The sequence below is a fragment of the Massilia luteola genome (assembly GCF_034420155.1).
GTDB lineage: Bacteria > Pseudomonadota > Gammaproteobacteria > Burkholderiales > Burkholderiaceae_D > Telluria > Telluria luteola.
The window spans coordinates 85,525-101,514 of record NZ_JAXOFN010000004.1 but is presented as its reverse complement, the minus strand read 5'-3'; the positions used below and the strand labels follow the sequence as shown (position 1 = coordinate 101,514).

Annotated in this window: 14 protein-coding genes; 5 read left to right on the top strand and 9 right to left on the bottom strand. The window is 65.1% G+C overall.

Annotated features, from left to right (window positions below):
- Positions 1-17: 17 nt before the first annotated feature.
- Together U9J41_RS07125 and U9J41_RS07120 are read right to left on the bottom strand one after the other, a co-directional pair.
- The gene (locus tag U9J41_RS07125; protein ID WP_322401377.1) at positions 18-596 is read right to left on the bottom strand and encodes a DUF934 domain-containing protein; all 579 of its coding nucleotides are present in this window, start codon (positions 594-596) and stop codon (positions 18-20) included.
- Positions 589-2,277 carry a nitrite/sulfite reductase gene (locus tag U9J41_RS07120; protein ID WP_322401376.1) on the bottom strand — a complete coding sequence of 563 codons (1,689 nt, stop codon included), beginning with the start codon at positions 2,275-2,277 and terminating at the stop codon, positions 589-591. Before U9J41_RS07120 ends, U9J41_RS07125 begins: the two co-directional genes overlap by 8 nt.
- Positions 2,278-2,302: 25 nt before the next feature.
- On the opposite strand from U9J41_RS07120, the gene U9J41_RS07115 reads away from it, so the two are divergent.
- The 3 genes from U9J41_RS07115 to U9J41_RS07105 all read left to right on the top strand — a co-directional run bounded on the left by U9J41_RS07115 (position 2,303) and on the right by U9J41_RS07105 (position 4,166).
- A complete protein-coding gene (locus tag U9J41_RS07115; protein ID WP_322401375.1) occupies positions 2,303-2,461 on the top strand; it encodes a hypothetical protein in 159 nt (52 codons plus the stop codon).
- Positions 2,462-2,566: 105 nt separating this feature from the next.
- Positions 2,567-3,508: a CysB family HTH-type transcriptional regulator gene (locus U9J41_RS07110; RefSeq protein WP_322401373.1), complete on the top strand. Its 942-nt coding sequence runs from the start codon at positions 2,567-2,569 to the stop codon at positions 3,506-3,508.
- Position 3,509: 1 nt separating this feature from the next.
- Positions 3,510-4,166: a class I SAM-dependent methyltransferase gene (locus tag U9J41_RS07105; protein WP_322401372.1), complete on the top strand. Its 657-nt coding sequence runs from the start codon at positions 3,510-3,512 to the stop codon at positions 4,164-4,166.
- Between the two features lie 124 nt (positions 4,167-4,290).
- Here U9J41_RS07105 and U9J41_RS07100 read toward each other — a convergent pair whose 3' ends face one another.
- The 4 genes from U9J41_RS07100 to U9J41_RS07085 all read right to left on the bottom strand — a co-directional run bounded on the left by U9J41_RS07100 (position 4,291) and on the right by U9J41_RS07085 (position 9,026).
- Entirely contained in the window at positions 4,291-5,325 is a 1,035-nt protein-coding gene (locus U9J41_RS07100) for a porin (RefSeq protein ID WP_322401371.1), read from the bottom strand.
- A 157-nt stretch (positions 5,326-5,482) separates the two neighbouring features.
- Positions 5,483-6,643 carry a PAS domain-containing sensor histidine kinase gene (locus tag U9J41_RS07095; protein WP_322401369.1) on the bottom strand — a complete coding sequence of 387 codons (1,161 nt, stop codon included), beginning with the start codon at positions 6,641-6,643 and terminating at the stop codon, positions 5,483-5,485.
- A 102-nt stretch (positions 6,644-6,745) separates the two neighbouring features.
- Entirely contained in the window at positions 6,746-7,525 is a 780-nt protein-coding gene (locus U9J41_RS07090; RefSeq protein WP_322401367.1) for a LytR/AlgR family response regulator transcription factor, read from the bottom strand.
- A 70-nt stretch (positions 7,526-7,595) separates the two neighbouring features.
- Positions 7,596-9,026: a sensor histidine kinase gene (locus U9J41_RS07085; RefSeq protein ID WP_322401365.1), complete on the bottom strand. Its 1,431-nt coding sequence runs from the start codon at positions 9,024-9,026 to the stop codon at positions 7,596-7,598.
- Between the two features lie 267 nt (positions 9,027-9,293).
- Here U9J41_RS07085 and U9J41_RS07080 point away from each other — a divergent pair, with 267 nt between their 5' ends.
- Complete coding sequence (locus U9J41_RS07080) at positions 9,294-10,232, top strand: exopolyphosphatase (protein ID WP_322401363.1); 939 nt, start codon at positions 9,294-9,296, stop codon at positions 10,230-10,232.
- Between the two features lie 43 nt (positions 10,233-10,275).
- Here U9J41_RS07080 and U9J41_RS07075 read toward each other — a convergent pair whose 3' ends face one another.
- The 3 genes from U9J41_RS07075 to U9J41_RS07065 form a co-directional block, all read right to left on the bottom strand.
- Positions 10,276-12,669, bottom strand: a complete 2,394-nt coding sequence (locus U9J41_RS07075) for a sensor domain-containing protein (RefSeq protein ID WP_322401362.1) — start codon at positions 12,667-12,669, stop codon at positions 10,276-10,278.
- A gap of 122 nt (positions 12,670-12,791) precedes the next feature.
- On the bottom strand, positions 12,792-14,057 hold the full coding sequence (locus U9J41_RS07070; RefSeq protein WP_322401360.1) for a nitronate monooxygenase: 1,266 nt from the start codon (positions 14,055-14,057) through the stop codon (positions 12,792-12,794).
- A gap of 166 nt (positions 14,058-14,223) precedes the next feature.
- Positions 14,224-14,709 carry a YajQ family cyclic di-GMP-binding protein gene (locus tag U9J41_RS07065; protein WP_056447454.1) on the bottom strand — a complete coding sequence of 162 codons (486 nt, stop codon included), beginning with the start codon at positions 14,707-14,709 and terminating at the stop codon, positions 14,224-14,226.
- A 97-nt stretch (positions 14,710-14,806) separates the two neighbouring features.
- Between U9J41_RS07065 and murB the strand changes: the two genes are divergently transcribed.
- On the top strand, positions 14,807-15,832 hold the full coding sequence (gene murB, locus U9J41_RS07060; protein ID WP_322401359.1) for a UDP-N-acetylmuramate dehydrogenase: 1,026 nt from the start codon (positions 14,807-14,809) through the stop codon (positions 15,830-15,832).
- Positions 15,833-15,990: the final 158 nt, after the last annotated feature.

The following is a 15,990-nucleotide window of genomic DNA, read 5'->3' as shown; positions in this document are numbered from 1 at the left end:
GTTTCCTTGTTTGCTCGTCAGATGCCGGCGCCGACGTCGCTGTGCTCGGGCAGTGCGCCGCGCGGGTGGCGGCGGAACAGCGGCAGTGCGTTGTCGACGGATGCCTGGTAGGTCTCGGAAAAGACCGTCAGGCCCTTCAGTGCGTCGTGGATGTTGCGGTCCTGGCGCGTCGCGTAGGCGTTGAAGCCGCAGCGGACCATCTGGAACAGCTGGTCGCGCAGCACGTCGCCGATCGCGCGCAGTTCGCCCTGGTAGCCGAGGCGCTTGCGCAGGTTGTAGGCGATCGAATAGCCGCGCCCGTCGGAGAACTTCGGGAAGTCGACGGCGATGACGGCGAACTGGTCGAGGTCGTCCTTGACCGTGTGCGCCAGCTCGTCGGAGGCGAACCAGATGCCGATTTCCTTGCGCGCCGCGCGGGCAGCCAGTTGCGCGCGCTGGGCCAGCCAGACTTTCAGCGGGACGATGATCTTGCCGGCCGGGACGTCGACGCTCTCGGGCGCCGCGTCGTCGACGAGTTTCAGGACGCTCCAGTCGTCGTCGACCACTTCGCGGTGCTTGATGATCTGCTTGTGCGAGTGCAATTCGAAATTAGGCATATTCGTCTTCCCCAACCAGTTCGCCGGCCGGGATCGGCGTGGCATACACATGTTCCTTGAACGGCGCGATACCGAGGCGCTGCGCCACGTCGACGAAGCGTTCGCCGTCGACGCGGTTCTTCACGTACACCTCCAGCAGGCGGCCGACGACTTCCGGCATCTGCGTTGCCGAGAACGACGGGCCGATGATCTTGCCGATGGCCGATTCGTTGCCCTGGGCGCCGCCGATCGACACCTGGTACCACTCGGAACCGTCCTTGTCCACGCCCAGCACGCCGATATGGCCCACGTGGTGGTGGCCGCAGGCGTTGATGCAGCCGGAGATGTTCAGTTCGATGTCGCCGATGTCGTGCTGGAAGTCGAGGTTGTCGAAACGCTCGGCGATGGCGGCCGCGATCGGGATCGATTTCGCGTTCGCCAGCGAGCAATAGTCGCCGCCCGGGCACGAGATCATGTCGGTCAGCAGGCCGATGTTCGGCGTCGCGAGGCCGCGGGCCTTGGCCTGCTGCCAGACTTCGAACAGCTTCGATTGCTCGACGTCGGCCAGCACGAGGTTCTGCTCGTGCGTCACGCGCAGTTCGTTGAAGCTGTACTTGTCGGCCAGGTCGGCCACGAAATCGATCTGCTCCGCGGTCGCGTCGCCCGGCGGCACGCCGGTCTTCTTGAGCGACAGCACGACGGACGCATAGCCCGGCACCTTGTGCGGCTTGACGTTGCGCTGCAGCCAGTTGGCGAACGCTTTATCGCCGGCGTGTTCCGTGCGCGGATCGATGTTCGGCAGGGTCAGGTAGGGCTTCGGATTGAACCACTGGGCCACGCGCTCGACTTCCTCGTGGGTCAGCGTTTCCGGACCGTCCTTGAGGTCGGCGAATTCGGCCTCGACCATGCGCGCGAATTCCTCGGCGCCCACGGCTTTCACGAGGATCTTGATGCGGGCCTTGTACTTGTTGTCGCGGCGGCCGAACTGGTTGTACACGCGCATGATCGCTTCCGTGTACGTCAGCAGGTGCTGCCAGGGCACGAAGTCGTTGATCACGCTGCCCAGGATAGGCGTACGGCCCAGGCCGCCACCGACCATGAACTTGAAGCCGACTTCGCCCGCGTCGTTGCGCACGGCCGTCAGGCCGATGTCGTGGACGGCGATGGCGGCGCGGTCTTCCACGGCGCCATTGATCGCGATCTTGAACTTGCGGGGCAGGGCGATGAATTCGGGGTGGAACGTGCTCCACTGGCGGATGATCTCGGCGTACGGGCGCGCATCAACGAGCTCGTCGGCCGCGACGCCGGCGAATTCGTCCGTCGTGGTGTTACGAATGCAATTGCCCGACGTCTGGATCGCGTGCATCTCGACCGAGGCGAGGTCCGCCAGGATGTCCGGCGTCTGCTCCAGCTCGATCCAGTTGAACTGGATGTTCTGGCGCGTCGTGAAGTGGCCATAGCCGCGGTCGTACTTGCGCGCGATGTGCGCGAACATGCGCATCTGCGCCGTCGACAGCAGGCCGTACGGGACGGCGATGCGCAGCATGTAGGCATGGCGCTGCATGTACAGGCCGTTCTGCAGGCGCAGCGGCAGGAATTCTTCTTCGGTCAGCTCATCGGCGAGACGGCGCCGTACCTGGTCGCGGTACTGGGCGATGCGTTCACGCACGATGAGGTGGTCGTATTGGTCGTAACGGTACATGTTCAAGATCCTTAGGAGCGGGCCAATGCTGACCCTTCTCTGGGGAAACCTGCTGCGCGTTGCAGTTCCGGTGGGGGCGCCTCGCCCTGCGATGCGCGTTGTACTGAAGTACAGCTGCGCTTCTCAGCCAGAACTGCTGCCGCTCGCGACGGTTTCAAGCTCGGTAAACTATCCCGAATATTAATAAAATCCAGCTATATTCCAAACGACGGAGAATTTATTTGCTTATATGAGCCTGCGGTATAAGCAAGCTTGTAAAATGCGGGATCGGATTGACAAGATAAGGGCAATGAACCTACACCAACTACGTTTCGTGCGCGAAGCGGTCCGCCAGAATTTCAATTTGACCGACGCCGCCAAGGCGTTGTTCACGTCGCAACCCGGGGTATCGAAAGCCATCATCGAGCTGGAGGAAGAGCTTGGCGTCGACATCTTTACCCGCCATGGCAAGCGCATCCGCGGCCTGACGGAGCCCGGCCGCCTCGTCCTGGAGTCGGTCGAGCTGGTCATGCAGGAGATCGACAGCCTCAAGCGCATCGGCAAGGAATACGCGGCCCAGGACAGCGGCAGCTTCACCATCGCCACCACGCACACGCAGGCGCGCTACACGTTGCCGAAGGTCGTGCAGGCCTTCATGCAACGCTATCCGAAGGTCAGATTGTCTTTATTGCAAGGTAATCCGCGCCAGATCGCCGAGATGGTCAAGAACGACCAGGCCGACCTCGCCATCGCGACGGAATCCATCGCGGCCGTCGACGGCCTGATCACGTTGCCGTGTTACCAGTGGGAACACGTCCTCATCGTGCCGCCCGACCATCCGCTGACGAAATCGAAGGCGATTTCGCTGGAAGAGATCGCGGGCTACCCGCTGATCACGTACGACGCCGCGTTCGCCGGCCGCAGCAAGATCGACCACGCGTTCGAACTGCGCAACCTCAAGCCGGACGTACTGCTGGAAGCCATCGACGCCGACGTCATCAAGACCTATGTGGAACTGGGCATGGGCATCGGCATCATCGCCGGCATGGCGTTCGACCCGGAGCGCGACCGCAGCCTGCGCGCGATTCCCGTCGGCCATCTGTTGGGCATGAACGTCTCGCGCGTGGCCGTCAAGCAAGGCGCCTACCTGCGCAGCTACATCTATACCTTCATCGAACTGCTGGCGCCCACGCTCAACCGCAAGATGGTCGAATCGGCCATGCGCGGCACCAGCGACAATTACGAGCTCTGATATGAATCGCAAGAATGATCCGGTCGCGCGCTACTACGCGAGCAGCACGCAGGCCGCCGACGCCGCGCTTTCGCGGGCGGAACGCGCCAATGACCTGTCCCAGGTGCGCGAACGCATCGCCCCCCTGGTGCGCGGGCAGACCGTGCTGGAACTGGCCTGCGGCACCGGCTACTGGACCGAAGTGATCGCCGCGACGGCGGACAAGGTGCTGGCCACCGACATCCTCGACGAGATGCTGGACCGGGCGCGGCGCCGCCCCTTCCCGGAGGGCAAGGTCGCGTTCCGGCGCGTCGACGGCCTCGACCTGCCGGACGACCTGGGAACGTTTTCCTGCGTCTTCATCGGTTTCTGGTGGTCGCACCTCAAGCGCGACGAGCAGGATGCGCTGCTGGCGCAACTGCGCGCGCGCCTCGGCCACGACGTCACGCTGATCCTGCTGGACGACGTGTATGTCGAGGGCAGCAGCACGACGGTCGCGCGCACGGATGCGCAGGGCAATACGTATGAAATCGTCGCGGCGCCGGATGGCGAGCGGTTCGAACTGCCGAAGAGTTACCCGGCCGACAGCGCGCTGCGCAAGCGGCTCGGCGGCGCGGTGCGCGAGATCCGGATCGAGCGGTTGACCTATTACTGGATGCTGACCTGCCGGCTCAAATGACGTTTGCCGGCTGCAAACGTATGCGTGGGCACGGGGTGCCCACCCTACGATTCGATGCTGCCGCAGCGTTGCGTTTGAGGCCGGGGGCCTCAAACGCAACGTGCCCACGCGGATGGCGACGTGCTTAGAACGTGTGACGCATGCCCACGGTGAACACCGACGGATCCGCGCCCAGCGACGTCGCGGCCGGCGCGAGGCTGTTCGAACCCGAGTTCAGGCCGAAGGTGGCCAGGCCGTTGTTGTTCAGGCTGGCGTACGACGCGTACAGGTTCGTACGCTTGGACAGCGAGTAGCTGTAGGCCAGTGCCCAGGCATTGCCCTTGGCGCCGTTTTCCAGCTTGTTCTGCTGCACGTTCACGTAGACCTTGCTCGGGCCGAACGGGTAGCCGGCGCCCAGGTTGTACTGCTTGAACTTGTTGTTCGCGCCGTCCGGATCGGCCGACAGGTAGTTGGCCTTGATCTCCAGGCCGCCGGCTTCCGCGAACTTGTACGCGACGCCGGCGCCGTATTCCTTGTCGTCGCCCGACGACACGCGCTTGTACGTCTGGTAGGCGGCGCCCAGGTACAGGTCGCCCTGCTTGAATTCGGCGCCGATACCCTTCAGGTCGCCCGACGGACCGGTGCTCTTTTCGCCGGCCGAGTAGGCGGCCAGCAGGTCGAAGCCATTGAACGAGGCGCTCTTGTAGTTGACCGAGTTGGCCAGGCGGCGGGTCACGCGGCCCGAACCGAAGCCCGACAGGTTGCTGCCGTAGAAGCCCTGGCCGAATTCGTCGGTCGCGCCGCCGACGGCGGCGATCGGCGAGTATTCGCGGCCCAGCGTCACGGTGCCGAACGCGCCTTCCAGGCCGACGACAGCGCGGCGCTGGAACAGGCCGGCCGAGTCTTGCGCGCCGGTGTCGACGGCCACGCCCGCCTCCAGGTTGAAGATGGCCTTGAGGCCGTTGCCCAGGTCTTCCGTGCCGCGGAAGCCGAAACGGCTGCCCGACAGGTCGCCCGACTGGACGCGGGTCTGGCGGCCTTCCGGACCACCGGTGTCGGCGGACTCGACGGCGGCGTCGACGACGCCGTACAGCGTCACGTTAGTCTGGGCTTTTGCGAACAGCGGGGCAGCGGCGATCAGGGTAGCAACCGAGGCGGCGGCCAGGCGTTTGACTTGCATTCAGGTTTCTCCAATAAGATGTCGTTCGACTCAAGCGATGTCGTTATCACTTGCTTGATCGGCACGAATCTTATCGAAGCGATATGTCGATTTGATGACACGGTGAAATGTTGTAGTGTTACCACACTTGCGATGTCATCAAGATGTGACCACGTCGTTACACGAGATGGTCGTGCAGCGGCAGCACGATGTCGACGCGGGTCCCCTGCGGTTCGTCGGCGCCGATCGTGATCTCGCCCTTCATGGCCCAGACCCGCTCGCGCATGCCGATCAGGCCCAGAGATTCCGCCTTTTCCATGTCTTCCGGGCGGATCCCGCGGCCATCGTCGCGGATCGTGATGAGCAGGTCGCTGTTCAGCCGGAACAGGTTCATCATGACGCGCGTCGCTTCCGCATGCCGCGCGATGTTCGTCAGCGCCTCCTGCACGATGCGGAAGATCGCCGTGCTGGCCGCGTCGTCCAGCCGCAGCTCGGCCTCGTCCGCCAGCAGGGTGGTGGGGATGGCGTAGCGCTCGACGAAATCGTCGCGCAGGCCTTGCAGGGCGAAATACAGGCCGCCTTCGTCGAGCGCGCGCGGGCGCAGGTTGGTGGCGATGCGGCGCAGCGAGGTGATGGCGGTGAGCAGGTTGTCTTCCATGCCGCGCATCAGGCGCAGGCTGTCGCCCGGCGTGCCGTCGGCCTGTTGCAGCAGGGTGAGGTCCATGCGCAGCGAGGCAAGCAACTGGCCGAGGTCGTCGTGCAGTTCGCGCGCGATGTGGGTGCGCTCTTCTTCGCGGATGGTCTGCAGGGCGGCGGACAGCTGGCGCAGCTGGTCGTTCGAGCGGCTCAGTTTTTCCTGCACGCGGCGGCGTTCGCTGACGTCGCGCATGACCACCGTATAAAACGGCGCGCCGGCGTTGGCGCGCGAGATCGAGCCCTCGATCGGGAAGCGCTCGCCGTCGCCGCGCACGCCCGTGACGGCGTAATCGGTGGCGCGGCGGCCGGCGCGGCCGCTGCCGGGACGGAAAAAATCGACGGGTTCGGTGGTGGCGCCCGCCGCCTGGGTGGGGCCTTCGATGTAGTGGCCCAGCGGGCTGCCCACCATCCGCTCGACGCTGGTGCCGAACAGCGCGGCCGCGGCCGGGTTGGCCATGACGATGGTGTTCGACTGGTCGGCGGAAATGATGGCTTCGCTGACGTGGTTGACGATCTGACTGCTGGCCGGCACGGTGTCGGGCTCCCCATGAGCGCGCCTTCCCGGCCAGCGGCCGGCCGCGAGCCCGGTCAGGAACCAGGCCGCGGACCTGCCGGAAACGCGGGGGCGGCGCGGTCGTTTCATTCGAGAATGCTGGATAGAAAACGACCCGCTGGGCGGGTCCGGCATCTACCTTACCCGCCATGCAAACGTCCGGCTTGATGCCCGACAATCGGGCCGGCGTGCCTACATCTGCTTGAAGAGGTGCAGGAAGCTGCGGCTGACCTCGAGCTTGTCGGAACGGCCCTTGATCAGCACCAGATGGCGGCCGCGGATGTCGCGCGTGACGCCTTCGATGGCGTTGACGTTGACGAGCGTGGCGCGGTGGATCTGCCAGAACAGCGCCGGATCGAGCTCGTCGGCCAGGTCGCGCACGGGCTTGCGGATCAAGGCCTCGAATTTCTCGGTCTGGACGCAGGTATATTTTTCGTCCGAACGGAAGAACAGGATTTCCTCGACGGGAATCATGCGCAGGTCCTGGCCGATGCTGGCCTGGATCCATTGCAGGTATTTCGGTTTCGGCGCCGCGATCTTTTCGGCCAGCTGGGACAGCATGGCCGTGACCGTGTCGCTGACGTCGACGGACGCGCTGGCGGCCCGCGCCGGCGTCGCCAGCCGTTCCTTGAGGCGCTCCACGGTGATCTTGAGGCGCTCCGGCTCGGGCGGTTTCAGCACGTAGTCGATGGCGCCGCGCTCGAACGCTTCCACGGCGTACTGGTCGTACGCGGTGACGAACACGACCTGGCTGGCGTCGCCGATGTCGCGCGCCGCTTCCATGCCCGTCTTGCCCGGCATGCGGATGTCGAGGAAGGTCAGGTCGGGATGCAGCTCGTCGACCAGTTGCACGGCCTCGTCGCCGTTCTTCGCCTCGCCGACGATTTGCAGGTCCGGCCACACCTGGGACAATCGGGTACGCAGCAGGTCGCGCATCAGTCTTTCGTCATCGGCAATGATTGCGGTAGGCATGGTTGGATCGGGGCAGTGTCGGAGTGTCGATTATTCAACGAATTGTCGGTACAAGCAATACCCGGAATGATTACTTGGGTGCAAGCTGGTAAGGTACGTCGATGGTCGCGATCACGCCGCTCGGGCTGTTGGCCGCGATGTGGAGCTGGCCGCCGTCGCCATGCAGCAGTTTCAGGCGTTCGCGGATGTTCGACAGGCCCAGGCCAGTACCCTTGCTGGGCACGACGCCGAAGCCGACGCCGTCGTCCGCGACCGTCACGCGCAACCTGCTGTCGACCACTTCCGCCGAGACGGCCAGGCGGCCGCCCTCGGGCTTGCATTCGAGGCCGTGCTTGATCGCGTTCTCGACCATCGATTGCAGCATCATCGGCGGAAACGCGGCGCTGCGCAGGCCCTCCGGTACGCGCAGCTCGACCGTCAGGCGCTCTTCCATGCGCATCTTGAGCAGGTCGAGGTAGGACTTGACCATGTCGACTTCGCGCCCCAGGTTCGTGACGAGGTTGTTGTCGCGCATCTGCGGCAGCACCGCGCGCAGGTATTGGATCAGGGTGCGCTGCATGGCGGAAGCGCGCGGCGGATTGGTTTCGATCAGGTGTTCGACGGACGCCAGCGTGTTGAACAGGAAGTGCGGCTCGACTTGCGCCTGCATGGCCTGCATCTTGGCCTCGGACAGCTGGCGCTGCATCGACTCGCGCTCGGCGGCCGCCGTCGCGGACTGCATCTCGGCCTCCGCGCGCTTCTTGCCGCCCACGAGCGCCTTGGTGCCGAACAGGGCGAGGATCAGGAGCCAGACGAAGCTCGTGAACCACGTCGACGCCTGCTTGTGGTAGCTGCGCGCCTTGGCCTCGGCCGCGTCGTCGACCGCCGCCTCGATGGCATTCGACAATTCCTCGCCGATCTGCGGCGGCAGGTCGATGTGGACTTCCTCGCCGTTCGCGCCGCGGACGGTCTTCGCGACCGGGTGGCCGGCCTTGCCCGCGGCGGGGGCGGGCGGGGCGGGGGGCGCCGGCGGCGCGGGTACGGCGGGCTCCACCGGCTCGACGCTGTCGGCCGCCCGGTCCGCCGCATCCGCCGCTTTTTCCGCGGCGGCAGTTGCTTCATCGGCCCTGGCTTGCGCCTCGTCGCTCTTGCCGGCGGCCGCGGCACGGGCGGCGGCCGCCGCCTTCGCCGCCGCGTCCGCCTTGGCGGCTTCGACTTCCGGATTGATCGTGATCGTGCCGCGCCGGCTGTTCTTGCCGGGATTGATGTGGATGCCGCTGTCGTCGATCGTCACGGTCGGCTCGGGCGGGCGTTGCTTGTGGTTCGTGAGCGCGATCTCTTCTTCGCTGCCGGAGAACAATTCGTCCTGCAGAATCTTGCCTGAGACCAGCATCAGCGCGGCGAACAGGAAAAATTTCCACCACGAGAGTTGCGTCACCCACGTGGCGACCGCATCGAAGACACGGTACAGCACCGACAGGGTGTTCGAGAAGGCTTGCTGAGTAGAACGCCGTGTTTGCATGAAGCTGATCTTTATCAAAGGGTGCGCCGAGTGTAACCGCTGGCACAGTGGGCGACCACTGTTGGGATGTTGCAACTTTAGTTGTTGGCCGCGCGCGCTGCCACCTGTTTGCGACAGCCTGCACGTTTCGGGTCCTGGAATGCACAGGTTCATGACACCGTGATGACGTATAGAAAAACTGTTAAATCGCAATATTGCGCGGTATGATGGACGACGTCCTGGCTGCGCCAGCCCATCCGTCATTTGCGACATGAAAGGGGTTTGCCGATGTCTGCCGTTCTTCAGCGTTACCGTCTCGTTACCCGCAGCGATTTCGACGGCCTCGTCTGCGCCGTTCTCCTCAAGCACCTGGACCTGATCGACGAGATCCTGTTCGTCCACCCGAAAGACATGCAGGATGGCAAAATCGCCATCAGCACGCGCGACATCACGACGAATCTGCCTTACGTTGCCGGAGCGCACCTGGCGTTCGATCATCACCTGTCGGAAACGATCCGCAACACGGGCCAGCGCGACAACCACGTGATCGATCCCAAGGCGCCGTCGGCCGCGCGGGTCGTGTACGACTACTACGGCGCCACGCGCGCCTTCCCGGCCGCCTGGCGCGACATGATGGACGCCGTCGACAAGGGCGACGCGGCCCGTTTCACGCGCGAGGAAGTGCTCGATCCGACGGGCTGGAACCTGCTGAATTTCCTGATGGATGCGCGCACGGGACTGGGCCGCTTCCACGACTTCCGCATCTCGAACTACCAGCTGATGATGGACTTGATCGATTACTGCCGCAACCACGGCATCGACCAGATCATGCAGCTGCCGGACGTGCAGGAGCGCACCCGGCTGTACTTCGAGCACAGCGAGCAGTGCAAGGCGCAGATCCGGCGCTGCGCCCGCGTCCACGGCAACCTCGTCGTCCTCGACTTGCGCGGCGAGCCCGTGATCTATGCGGGCAACCGGTTCATCATCTATGCGCTGTTCCCGGAGACGAACATCTCGATCCACGTGCTGTGGGGCCTCAAGAACCAGAACACCGTGTTCGCGACGGGCAAGTCGATTCTCAACCGCACGTCGAAGACGAATATCGGCGCCCTGATGCTGGAATACGGCGGCGGCGGGCACGAGAATGCGGGCACCTGCCAGGTGTCGAACGACATGGCGGAGGATGTGCTCGGCGCATTGATCAAGCGGATCTCGAGCGAGGGATAAGGCTGCGGACCCACATGGTGGGCACCCCGTGCCCACGCGGACGTCATGCCGGCAGCTGTTCCTCCAGCATCCGCTGCGCCGCTTCCGCCGCCAGCGGCCCGCTGAACCAGGTGCCCTGGAACTGGTCGCAGCCATGCGATTCCAGGAATTCCAGCTGGGGCCGTGTTTCCACGGCCTCGGCCACCACCGCCATGTTCAGGTTGTGCCCGATGTCGATCAGGCTCTTGGCGACGGCCTGGCCGCCGTTCATCAGCGCCTGGATCGTGCCCGACGCCAGCTTGACCTGGCTGGCCGCCAGCTGCTGCAGGTAGCCGAGGTCGCAGAGGCCGGCACCGAAGCCGTCGACGGACAGGCCCACGCCCAGCGTGTGCAATTGGTCGGCCAACTCTCGCCCCAGGGTGGGATTGCGGATCAGCCCGTCGATGCGCAGGTCGAGCTGCAGGCTGTGCGGCGGCAGCCGGTGGCGCGTCAGGCGGTCGGCCAGGCAGGCGAGGAAGCCGGGTTGGCAGTACTCGCGGTGCGAGACGTTGATGGTGACGGGCACGTCCTCGAATCCCGCCGCGCGCAGCTTGGCGGCGAAGGCGCAGGCATGGTCGAGCACGCGCTGGCCGATGGGGACGATCACGCCGCTTTCCTCGGCTTCGGCGAGAAAGCGGGCAGGGGGCAGCACGCCCTGGTCGGGATGGCGCCAGCGCAGCAGCGCCTCGAAGCCCGCGACCCGGTTGCCGTTCACGGTGACGCGCGGCTGGTACAGCAGGAACAGCTCGTCGTTGTCGAGCGCGTCGCGCAGGGCCAGTTCGATGCGGTGCCTGGCCTCGGTGGTCGATTTCATGTCGGCCGAGAAGAAATGGACATCGTTGTGGCCGCTGCCCTTGCCGTGGTACATGGCGAGGTCGGCCGCGCGCACGAGCTCCGCCGCGGTGTTGCCGTCGTGCGGATACAGCGACACGCCGACGCTGGCGCCGACGGGGATTTCGCGGTTGTTGAACGCGACGGGAATCGCGAAGCTCTGGCGCAGGCGGTCGACCATGCGCAGGGTGAAGCGCAGCGACGGCTGGTTGGCGAGGATCAGCACGAACTCGTCGCCGGACATGCGCGCCACGGTGTCGCTGTCGCGCACCGACGCCTGCAGGCGGCGCGCCACGACCTTGAGCACGACGTCGCCCGCCTCGTGGCCGAACGTGTCGTTGATGGCCTTGAAGCTGTCGAGGTCGATCAGCACCGTGGCCACCAGCGACTTGTGGCGCTGGGCCAGGTGCAGCGCCTGTTCCAGCCGGTCCCACAGCAGGTTGCGATTGGCCAGGCCCGTCAGCGCATCGTGGTTGACCTCGTGTTCCAGGTGCGCCGTGCGCAGCATGGTCGCGGTGACGTCCGTGATGACGCCGATGTAGTGGGTGACGGTGCTGTGGTCGTCCTGCACGGGTGTGATGCTCAGCTCGTTCCAGAACACTTCGCCGTTCTTGCGCAGGTTGCGCAGCACGACCTTCGCGCCCACGCGCGCCGCGATCGCTTCGCGCAATTGGGCGCGTTCGCCGAGGTCCATGCCGGGCGCGGCCATGAAGCGCGGGTCCGTGCCCATGATCTCCGCCGCGGGGTAGCCCGTGATGCGCTCGAAGGCTGGATTCACATATTCGATGACGCTCTGGCCGCTGTCCAGCCGGGTGATCACGATGCCGTTGCTGGCCGCGTGCAGGGCGCGCTCGCGCAGGCGCAACTGCTGTTCGCGCGCGCGCCGTTCGGTGATGTCCACGCCCATGCCGAGCAGGTATTCGCCGCCGTCGCAGCGCACCCGCGTGCCGCACAGCACCATGGGAATGTCGCGTCCGCTCCTGGAGACGTAGTCCACCTCGAGCCTGGCTTCGTCACCGGTCGCAAAGATCTGGTCGATGGCTGCGGACACGGTCGCGCGTTCCCCCATGTCGATCAGGTCCAGCGCGCGCGTGGCGCCCAGCTCGTCGGGGGACAGCTCGGTGACGCGCTCGAGGTTATGGTTCCAGAGCACGAAACGGCCGTCGCGGTTGATCGCGTAAAACGTGCCGGGGAACATGTCGACGATGGCGGACAGCGGTGTGCGCGCCACGCGGTCCGCTTCCGTCCCGCCCCGTTCGCGGCCGGTGGCGACGGCGACGGCGCAGCCGTGCGGCTTGCCGTCGCCGTCGAACTGGGGTGCCAGGGTCAGCGTGCCTTCCAGCACGCGGCCGTTCGCGCAGTGGAGGTCGACGTGCAGTTCGGCGCCTTCGGCGTGGCCCGCGACGGCGCTCCAGCCCGCGCTCCAGACGTCGCGCCCGGCCGGCGTGAACAAGGTCGTGATGGGACGGCCGAGGATCTGGCCGGCCGGGACGCCGAACAGCGCTACGCAGGCATCGTTCCAGGCCTGGATGGTGCCGGTCCCGTCGGTGAGGAAGACGCAGCGGCTGGGCGGTTCGGGATCGGACATGCCACCCTCTGTCTCGTGATTGGTATCCGTTGGACAGTGCGGACGGGCTTCCGTTCCGTGCGGGCTCTTGATATGAAAACGGCGCGCCGAGGCACGCCGTTCGTTTGGGTCGTGTCAGCCCGTCAGGCCGCCGCTTCCTGGCGCGGCGGCAGTGCGACCTGGTTGTCCACGCTGAACTGGTAATCCTTGAACACGTGTTCGGCGGACAGGATCTGGTACGTGCCGTCGGACAGCTTGTGCGTCGTGTCCTTCAGGCGGTACGTCGTCGAGCCGCACGTCCAGCAATTGAAGTTGCGCATGTGCGTGCACAGGCAGGTCTTGTCGAATACCTGGATGTTCTTCTGGCCGGGATTCGCCTGCACTTCGCGATTGTACGAATTGATGTAGGCGCAATTGCCCGTTGCGTCCAGCAGGTAGCCGTACGATTCGCAGCCGGGGCGGATGCCCGAGCCGATCGCCGGCGTCTGCTTGAGCATGCGCATCGGATAGCCCGTCGGCGAGACGCCGTTGACGATGATGTCTTCCTCGCTGGCGCGGAAGTATTCCTGCTTGACCGTGTCCGGCAGGCCGCATTCGTGGGTCACCGTGAAGCGCGTCGCCACCTGCACGCCGCCCGCGCCTTTTTCCAGGAACGACACGGCGTCGCTGCCCGTGAAGATGCCGCCGGCCGCGATCAGGGGAATGTCGAGCTGCTCGGCCTTCAGGTAGGCATGGATCTCGTCCATGATCGTGTGCAGGTCGTAGTCCTTCCAGTCTTCCATGCCGAAGCCGAGGTGGCCGCCGGCCAGCGGGCCTTCGACGATGATGTAGTCCGGGTTGCGGTTCAGGCGCGAGACCTTGCGGAGGAACAGTTGCAGCGCGCGGACGGACGAGACGATGATGCCCAGCTTGGCGTCGCGGAAGCGCGGATGGTCCTTGATGAGTTCGAACGAGCCCAGGTGCAGGCCGGCCGACATCGTGATGCCGTCGATGCCCGCGTCGAGCGCCGCCGACAGACGCGTACGCAGCGTTTCCTTCGGCGCATTCATCGTCAGCTTTTCCATGCAGTTCACGAAGATCAGGCCATCGCCCTTCTTGGCCGCCATCGTCGCGCCCACGTGCAGGCGGGTCGCCTCGGCCAGCCGTTCGAGGTCGAACTGGACGACCGACTTGTCCATATTGTTGATGTTGAACTTGTAGAGCTTGGTCTTTTCCTTGACGAAGCTGGTGTCGAACTTGCGGTCCGACACGTCCGGCACCATCGCATCGGAAATGTGGCCGATACCGCCCAGCCGCGCAGCTTCCAGCGCCAATTCCGACGTGGAAATGTCCACGCCCATTCCGCCGATCATGATGGGCACGTATTCCTTGCTGCCCAAACGCAGGCGGAAATCATCAACACGTTTCATTGCTATCCTTAAACTACCGGGGGCCTCGACCCTGGACGATCTTGTTATCTTTGTTTATATGGCAACGCCGCGGACGGCGTGTTCGCGCACCCCGCATTCTACCCCACGCGGGGTCGCCCGAGAGCACCATTTGCCGCACGGTCGTGCGGCCCTGGGGAAGCGGTGGTCAGTCGCGGAAGTTGTTGAATTCCAGCGGCAGGTCCTTGACGTCCTTGCGCAGCAGGGCGATGGCTTCCTGCAGCGTGTCGCGGTCCTTGCCCGTCACGCGCACGGTCTCGCCCTGGATCGACGCCTGCACCTTCATCTTGCTTTCCTTGATGAGCTTGGTGATCTTCTTCGCGTCTTCCGTCTCGATGCCGTTGCGCACCTTGAGCACCTGCTTGACCTTGTCGCCGCCGATCTTCTCGATCTTGCCTTCGTCGAGGAAGCGCACGTCGACCTTGCGCTTCGTCATCTTGTTCAACAGCACGTCGCGCACCTGGCCGAGCTGGAAGTCGGAGTCGCCGAACACGGTGATCTCGCGCTCCTTCTGCTCGACCTTGGCCGAGCTGCCCTTGAAATCGAAGCGAGTGCCGATTTCCTTGTTGGATTGCTCGATGGCGTTCTTGACTTCGACCATGTCTGCTTCGCAGACCACATCAAACGATGGCATTGTGTTTTTTCCTTTGTCTTGCACAGTGATGAATAGCGATATTGTAACCAACAACGCGCGCGCCACTATAATGCGCCAAACACTTCCCGCCTCAGCCATGCCAGCCGACCTGCCTTTATCGTTCGACGTCCCCCTCGACGCCTTCAACACGTTCCGCATTCCCGCGCGCGCCAGGCGCTACCTGCGCGTGACGGATCCGGCCCAGCTGGCCCTCGTCGCAGCCGACCCCGCACTGGCCGCGCTGCCGCGCCTCGTGCTCGGCGGCGGCAGCAACCTGCTGATCGCGCACGACGAGGTCGACGCCCTCGTGCTGCACATGGCGCTGGCCGGCAAGGAGATCGTCGGCACGACCGATGATGCCATCCTCGTGCGTGCCCGCGCGGGCGAGAACTGGCATGGCTTCGTGGAATGGACGCTGGAGCAAGGCCTCGGCGGCCTGGAGAACATGGCGCTGATCCCGGGGACGGTCGGCGCCTCGCCCATCCAGAACATCGGCGCGTACGGGGCCGAAGTCAAGGACAGCTTTCATTCGCTGACCGTCTTCGATTTCGCCGCCGGCACGACGCGCACGATGGACGCGGCCGCCTGCCGCTTCGGCTACCGCGACAGCGTGTTCAAGCATCCGGAAGGCAGCGCGCTCGTCGTGCTGGACGTGACCTTCGCGCTCCCGCGCGCGTGGACGCCCAACGTGCGCTACGCGGAACTGGCGCAGGCCGTGCAGGGCGTCGACGCGCCGACGCCGCGCCAGGTGGCCGATGCCGTCATCGCGATCCGCCGCCGCAAGCTGCCCGATCCGGCCGAGATTGGCAACGCCGGCAGCTTCTTCAAGAACCCGGTCGTCGCGCGCGACCATTGCGCGCGCCTGCTCGCCACATGGCCGGACCTCGTGCACCACGTGCAGCCGGACGGCAGCGAAAAGCTGGCCGCCGGCTGGCTGATCGACCGCTGCGGGTGGAAGGGCAAGAACCTCGGACGCGCGGGCGTCTATCCGAAACAGGCGCTCGTGCTCGTCAACAACGGCGGCGCGACCGGGGCCGAGATCGTGGCGCTCGCGCGCGCCATCCAGGACGACGTCGAGGCCCGTTTCGGCGTGCGGCTGGAACCGGAGCCCGTGCTGGTCTGACAGTGCAGCCGGCGCAACGCCGGCAATCCGTGGCGCGCGTGCGCCGGCCGGCATATCTCGTTCCCGGGACAGCGCACGGGTTTATTTAATAACGATAATGAGAATGATTCGCGTTTACTTATGCGCGGAATTTTGGTACAGTCGTGGCGTTTCGACAA

What these genes read in the sequence shown, in the direction of transcription:
- U9J41_RS07095 (WP_322401369.1), bottom strand. Translation starts at nt 6,643, where the DNA reads ATGAAACGACCGCGCCGCCCCCGCGTTTCCGGCAGGTCCGCGGCCTGG.
- U9J41_RS07065 (WP_056447454.1), bottom strand. Translation starts at nt 14,709, where the DNA reads ATGCCATCGTTTGATGTGGTCTGCGAAGCAGACATGGTCGAAGTCAAG.
- U9J41_RS07105 (WP_322401372.1), top strand. Translation starts at nt 3,510, where the DNA reads ATGAATCGCAAGAATGATCCGGTCGCGCGCTACTACGCGAGCAGCACG.
- murB (WP_322401359.1), top strand. Translation starts at nt 14,807, where the DNA reads ATGCCAGCCGACCTGCCTTTATCGTTCGACGTCCCCCTCGACGCCTTC.
- U9J41_RS07110 (WP_322401373.1), top strand. Translation starts at nt 2,567, where the DNA reads ATGAACCTACACCAACTACGTTTCGTGCGCGAAGCGGTCCGCCAGAAT.
- U9J41_RS07075 (WP_322401362.1), bottom strand. Translation starts at nt 12,669, where the DNA reads ATGTCCGATCCCGAACCGCCCAGCCGCTGCGTCTTCCTCACCGACGGG.
- U9J41_RS07100 (WP_322401371.1), bottom strand. Translation starts at nt 5,325, where the DNA reads ATGCAAGTCAAACGCCTGGCCGCCGCCTCGGTTGCTACCCTGATCGCC.
- U9J41_RS07120 (WP_322401376.1), bottom strand. Translation starts at nt 2,277, where the DNA reads ATGTACCGTTACGACCAATACGACCACCTCATCGTGCGTGAACGCATC.
- U9J41_RS07090 (WP_322401367.1), bottom strand. Translation starts at nt 7,525, where the DNA reads ATGCCTACCGCAATCATTGCCGATGACGAAAGACTGATGCGCGACCTG.
- U9J41_RS07115 (WP_322401375.1), top strand. Translation starts at nt 2,303, where the DNA reads ATGCTGACCCTTCTCTGGGGAAACCTGCTGCGCGTTGCAGTTCCGGTG.
- U9J41_RS07085 (WP_322401365.1), bottom strand. Translation starts at nt 9,026, where the DNA reads ATGCAAACACGGCGTTCTACTCAGCAAGCCTTCTCGAACACCCTGTCG.
- U9J41_RS07080 (WP_322401363.1), top strand. Translation starts at nt 9,294, where the DNA reads ATGTCTGCCGTTCTTCAGCGTTACCGTCTCGTTACCCGCAGCGATTTC.
- U9J41_RS07070 (WP_322401360.1), bottom strand. Translation starts at nt 14,057, where the DNA reads ATGAAACGTGTTGATGATTTCCGCCTGCGTTTGGGCAGCAAGGAATAC.
- U9J41_RS07125 (WP_322401377.1), bottom strand. Translation starts at nt 596, where the DNA reads ATGCCTAATTTCGAATTGCACTCGCACAAGCAGATCATCAAGCACCGC.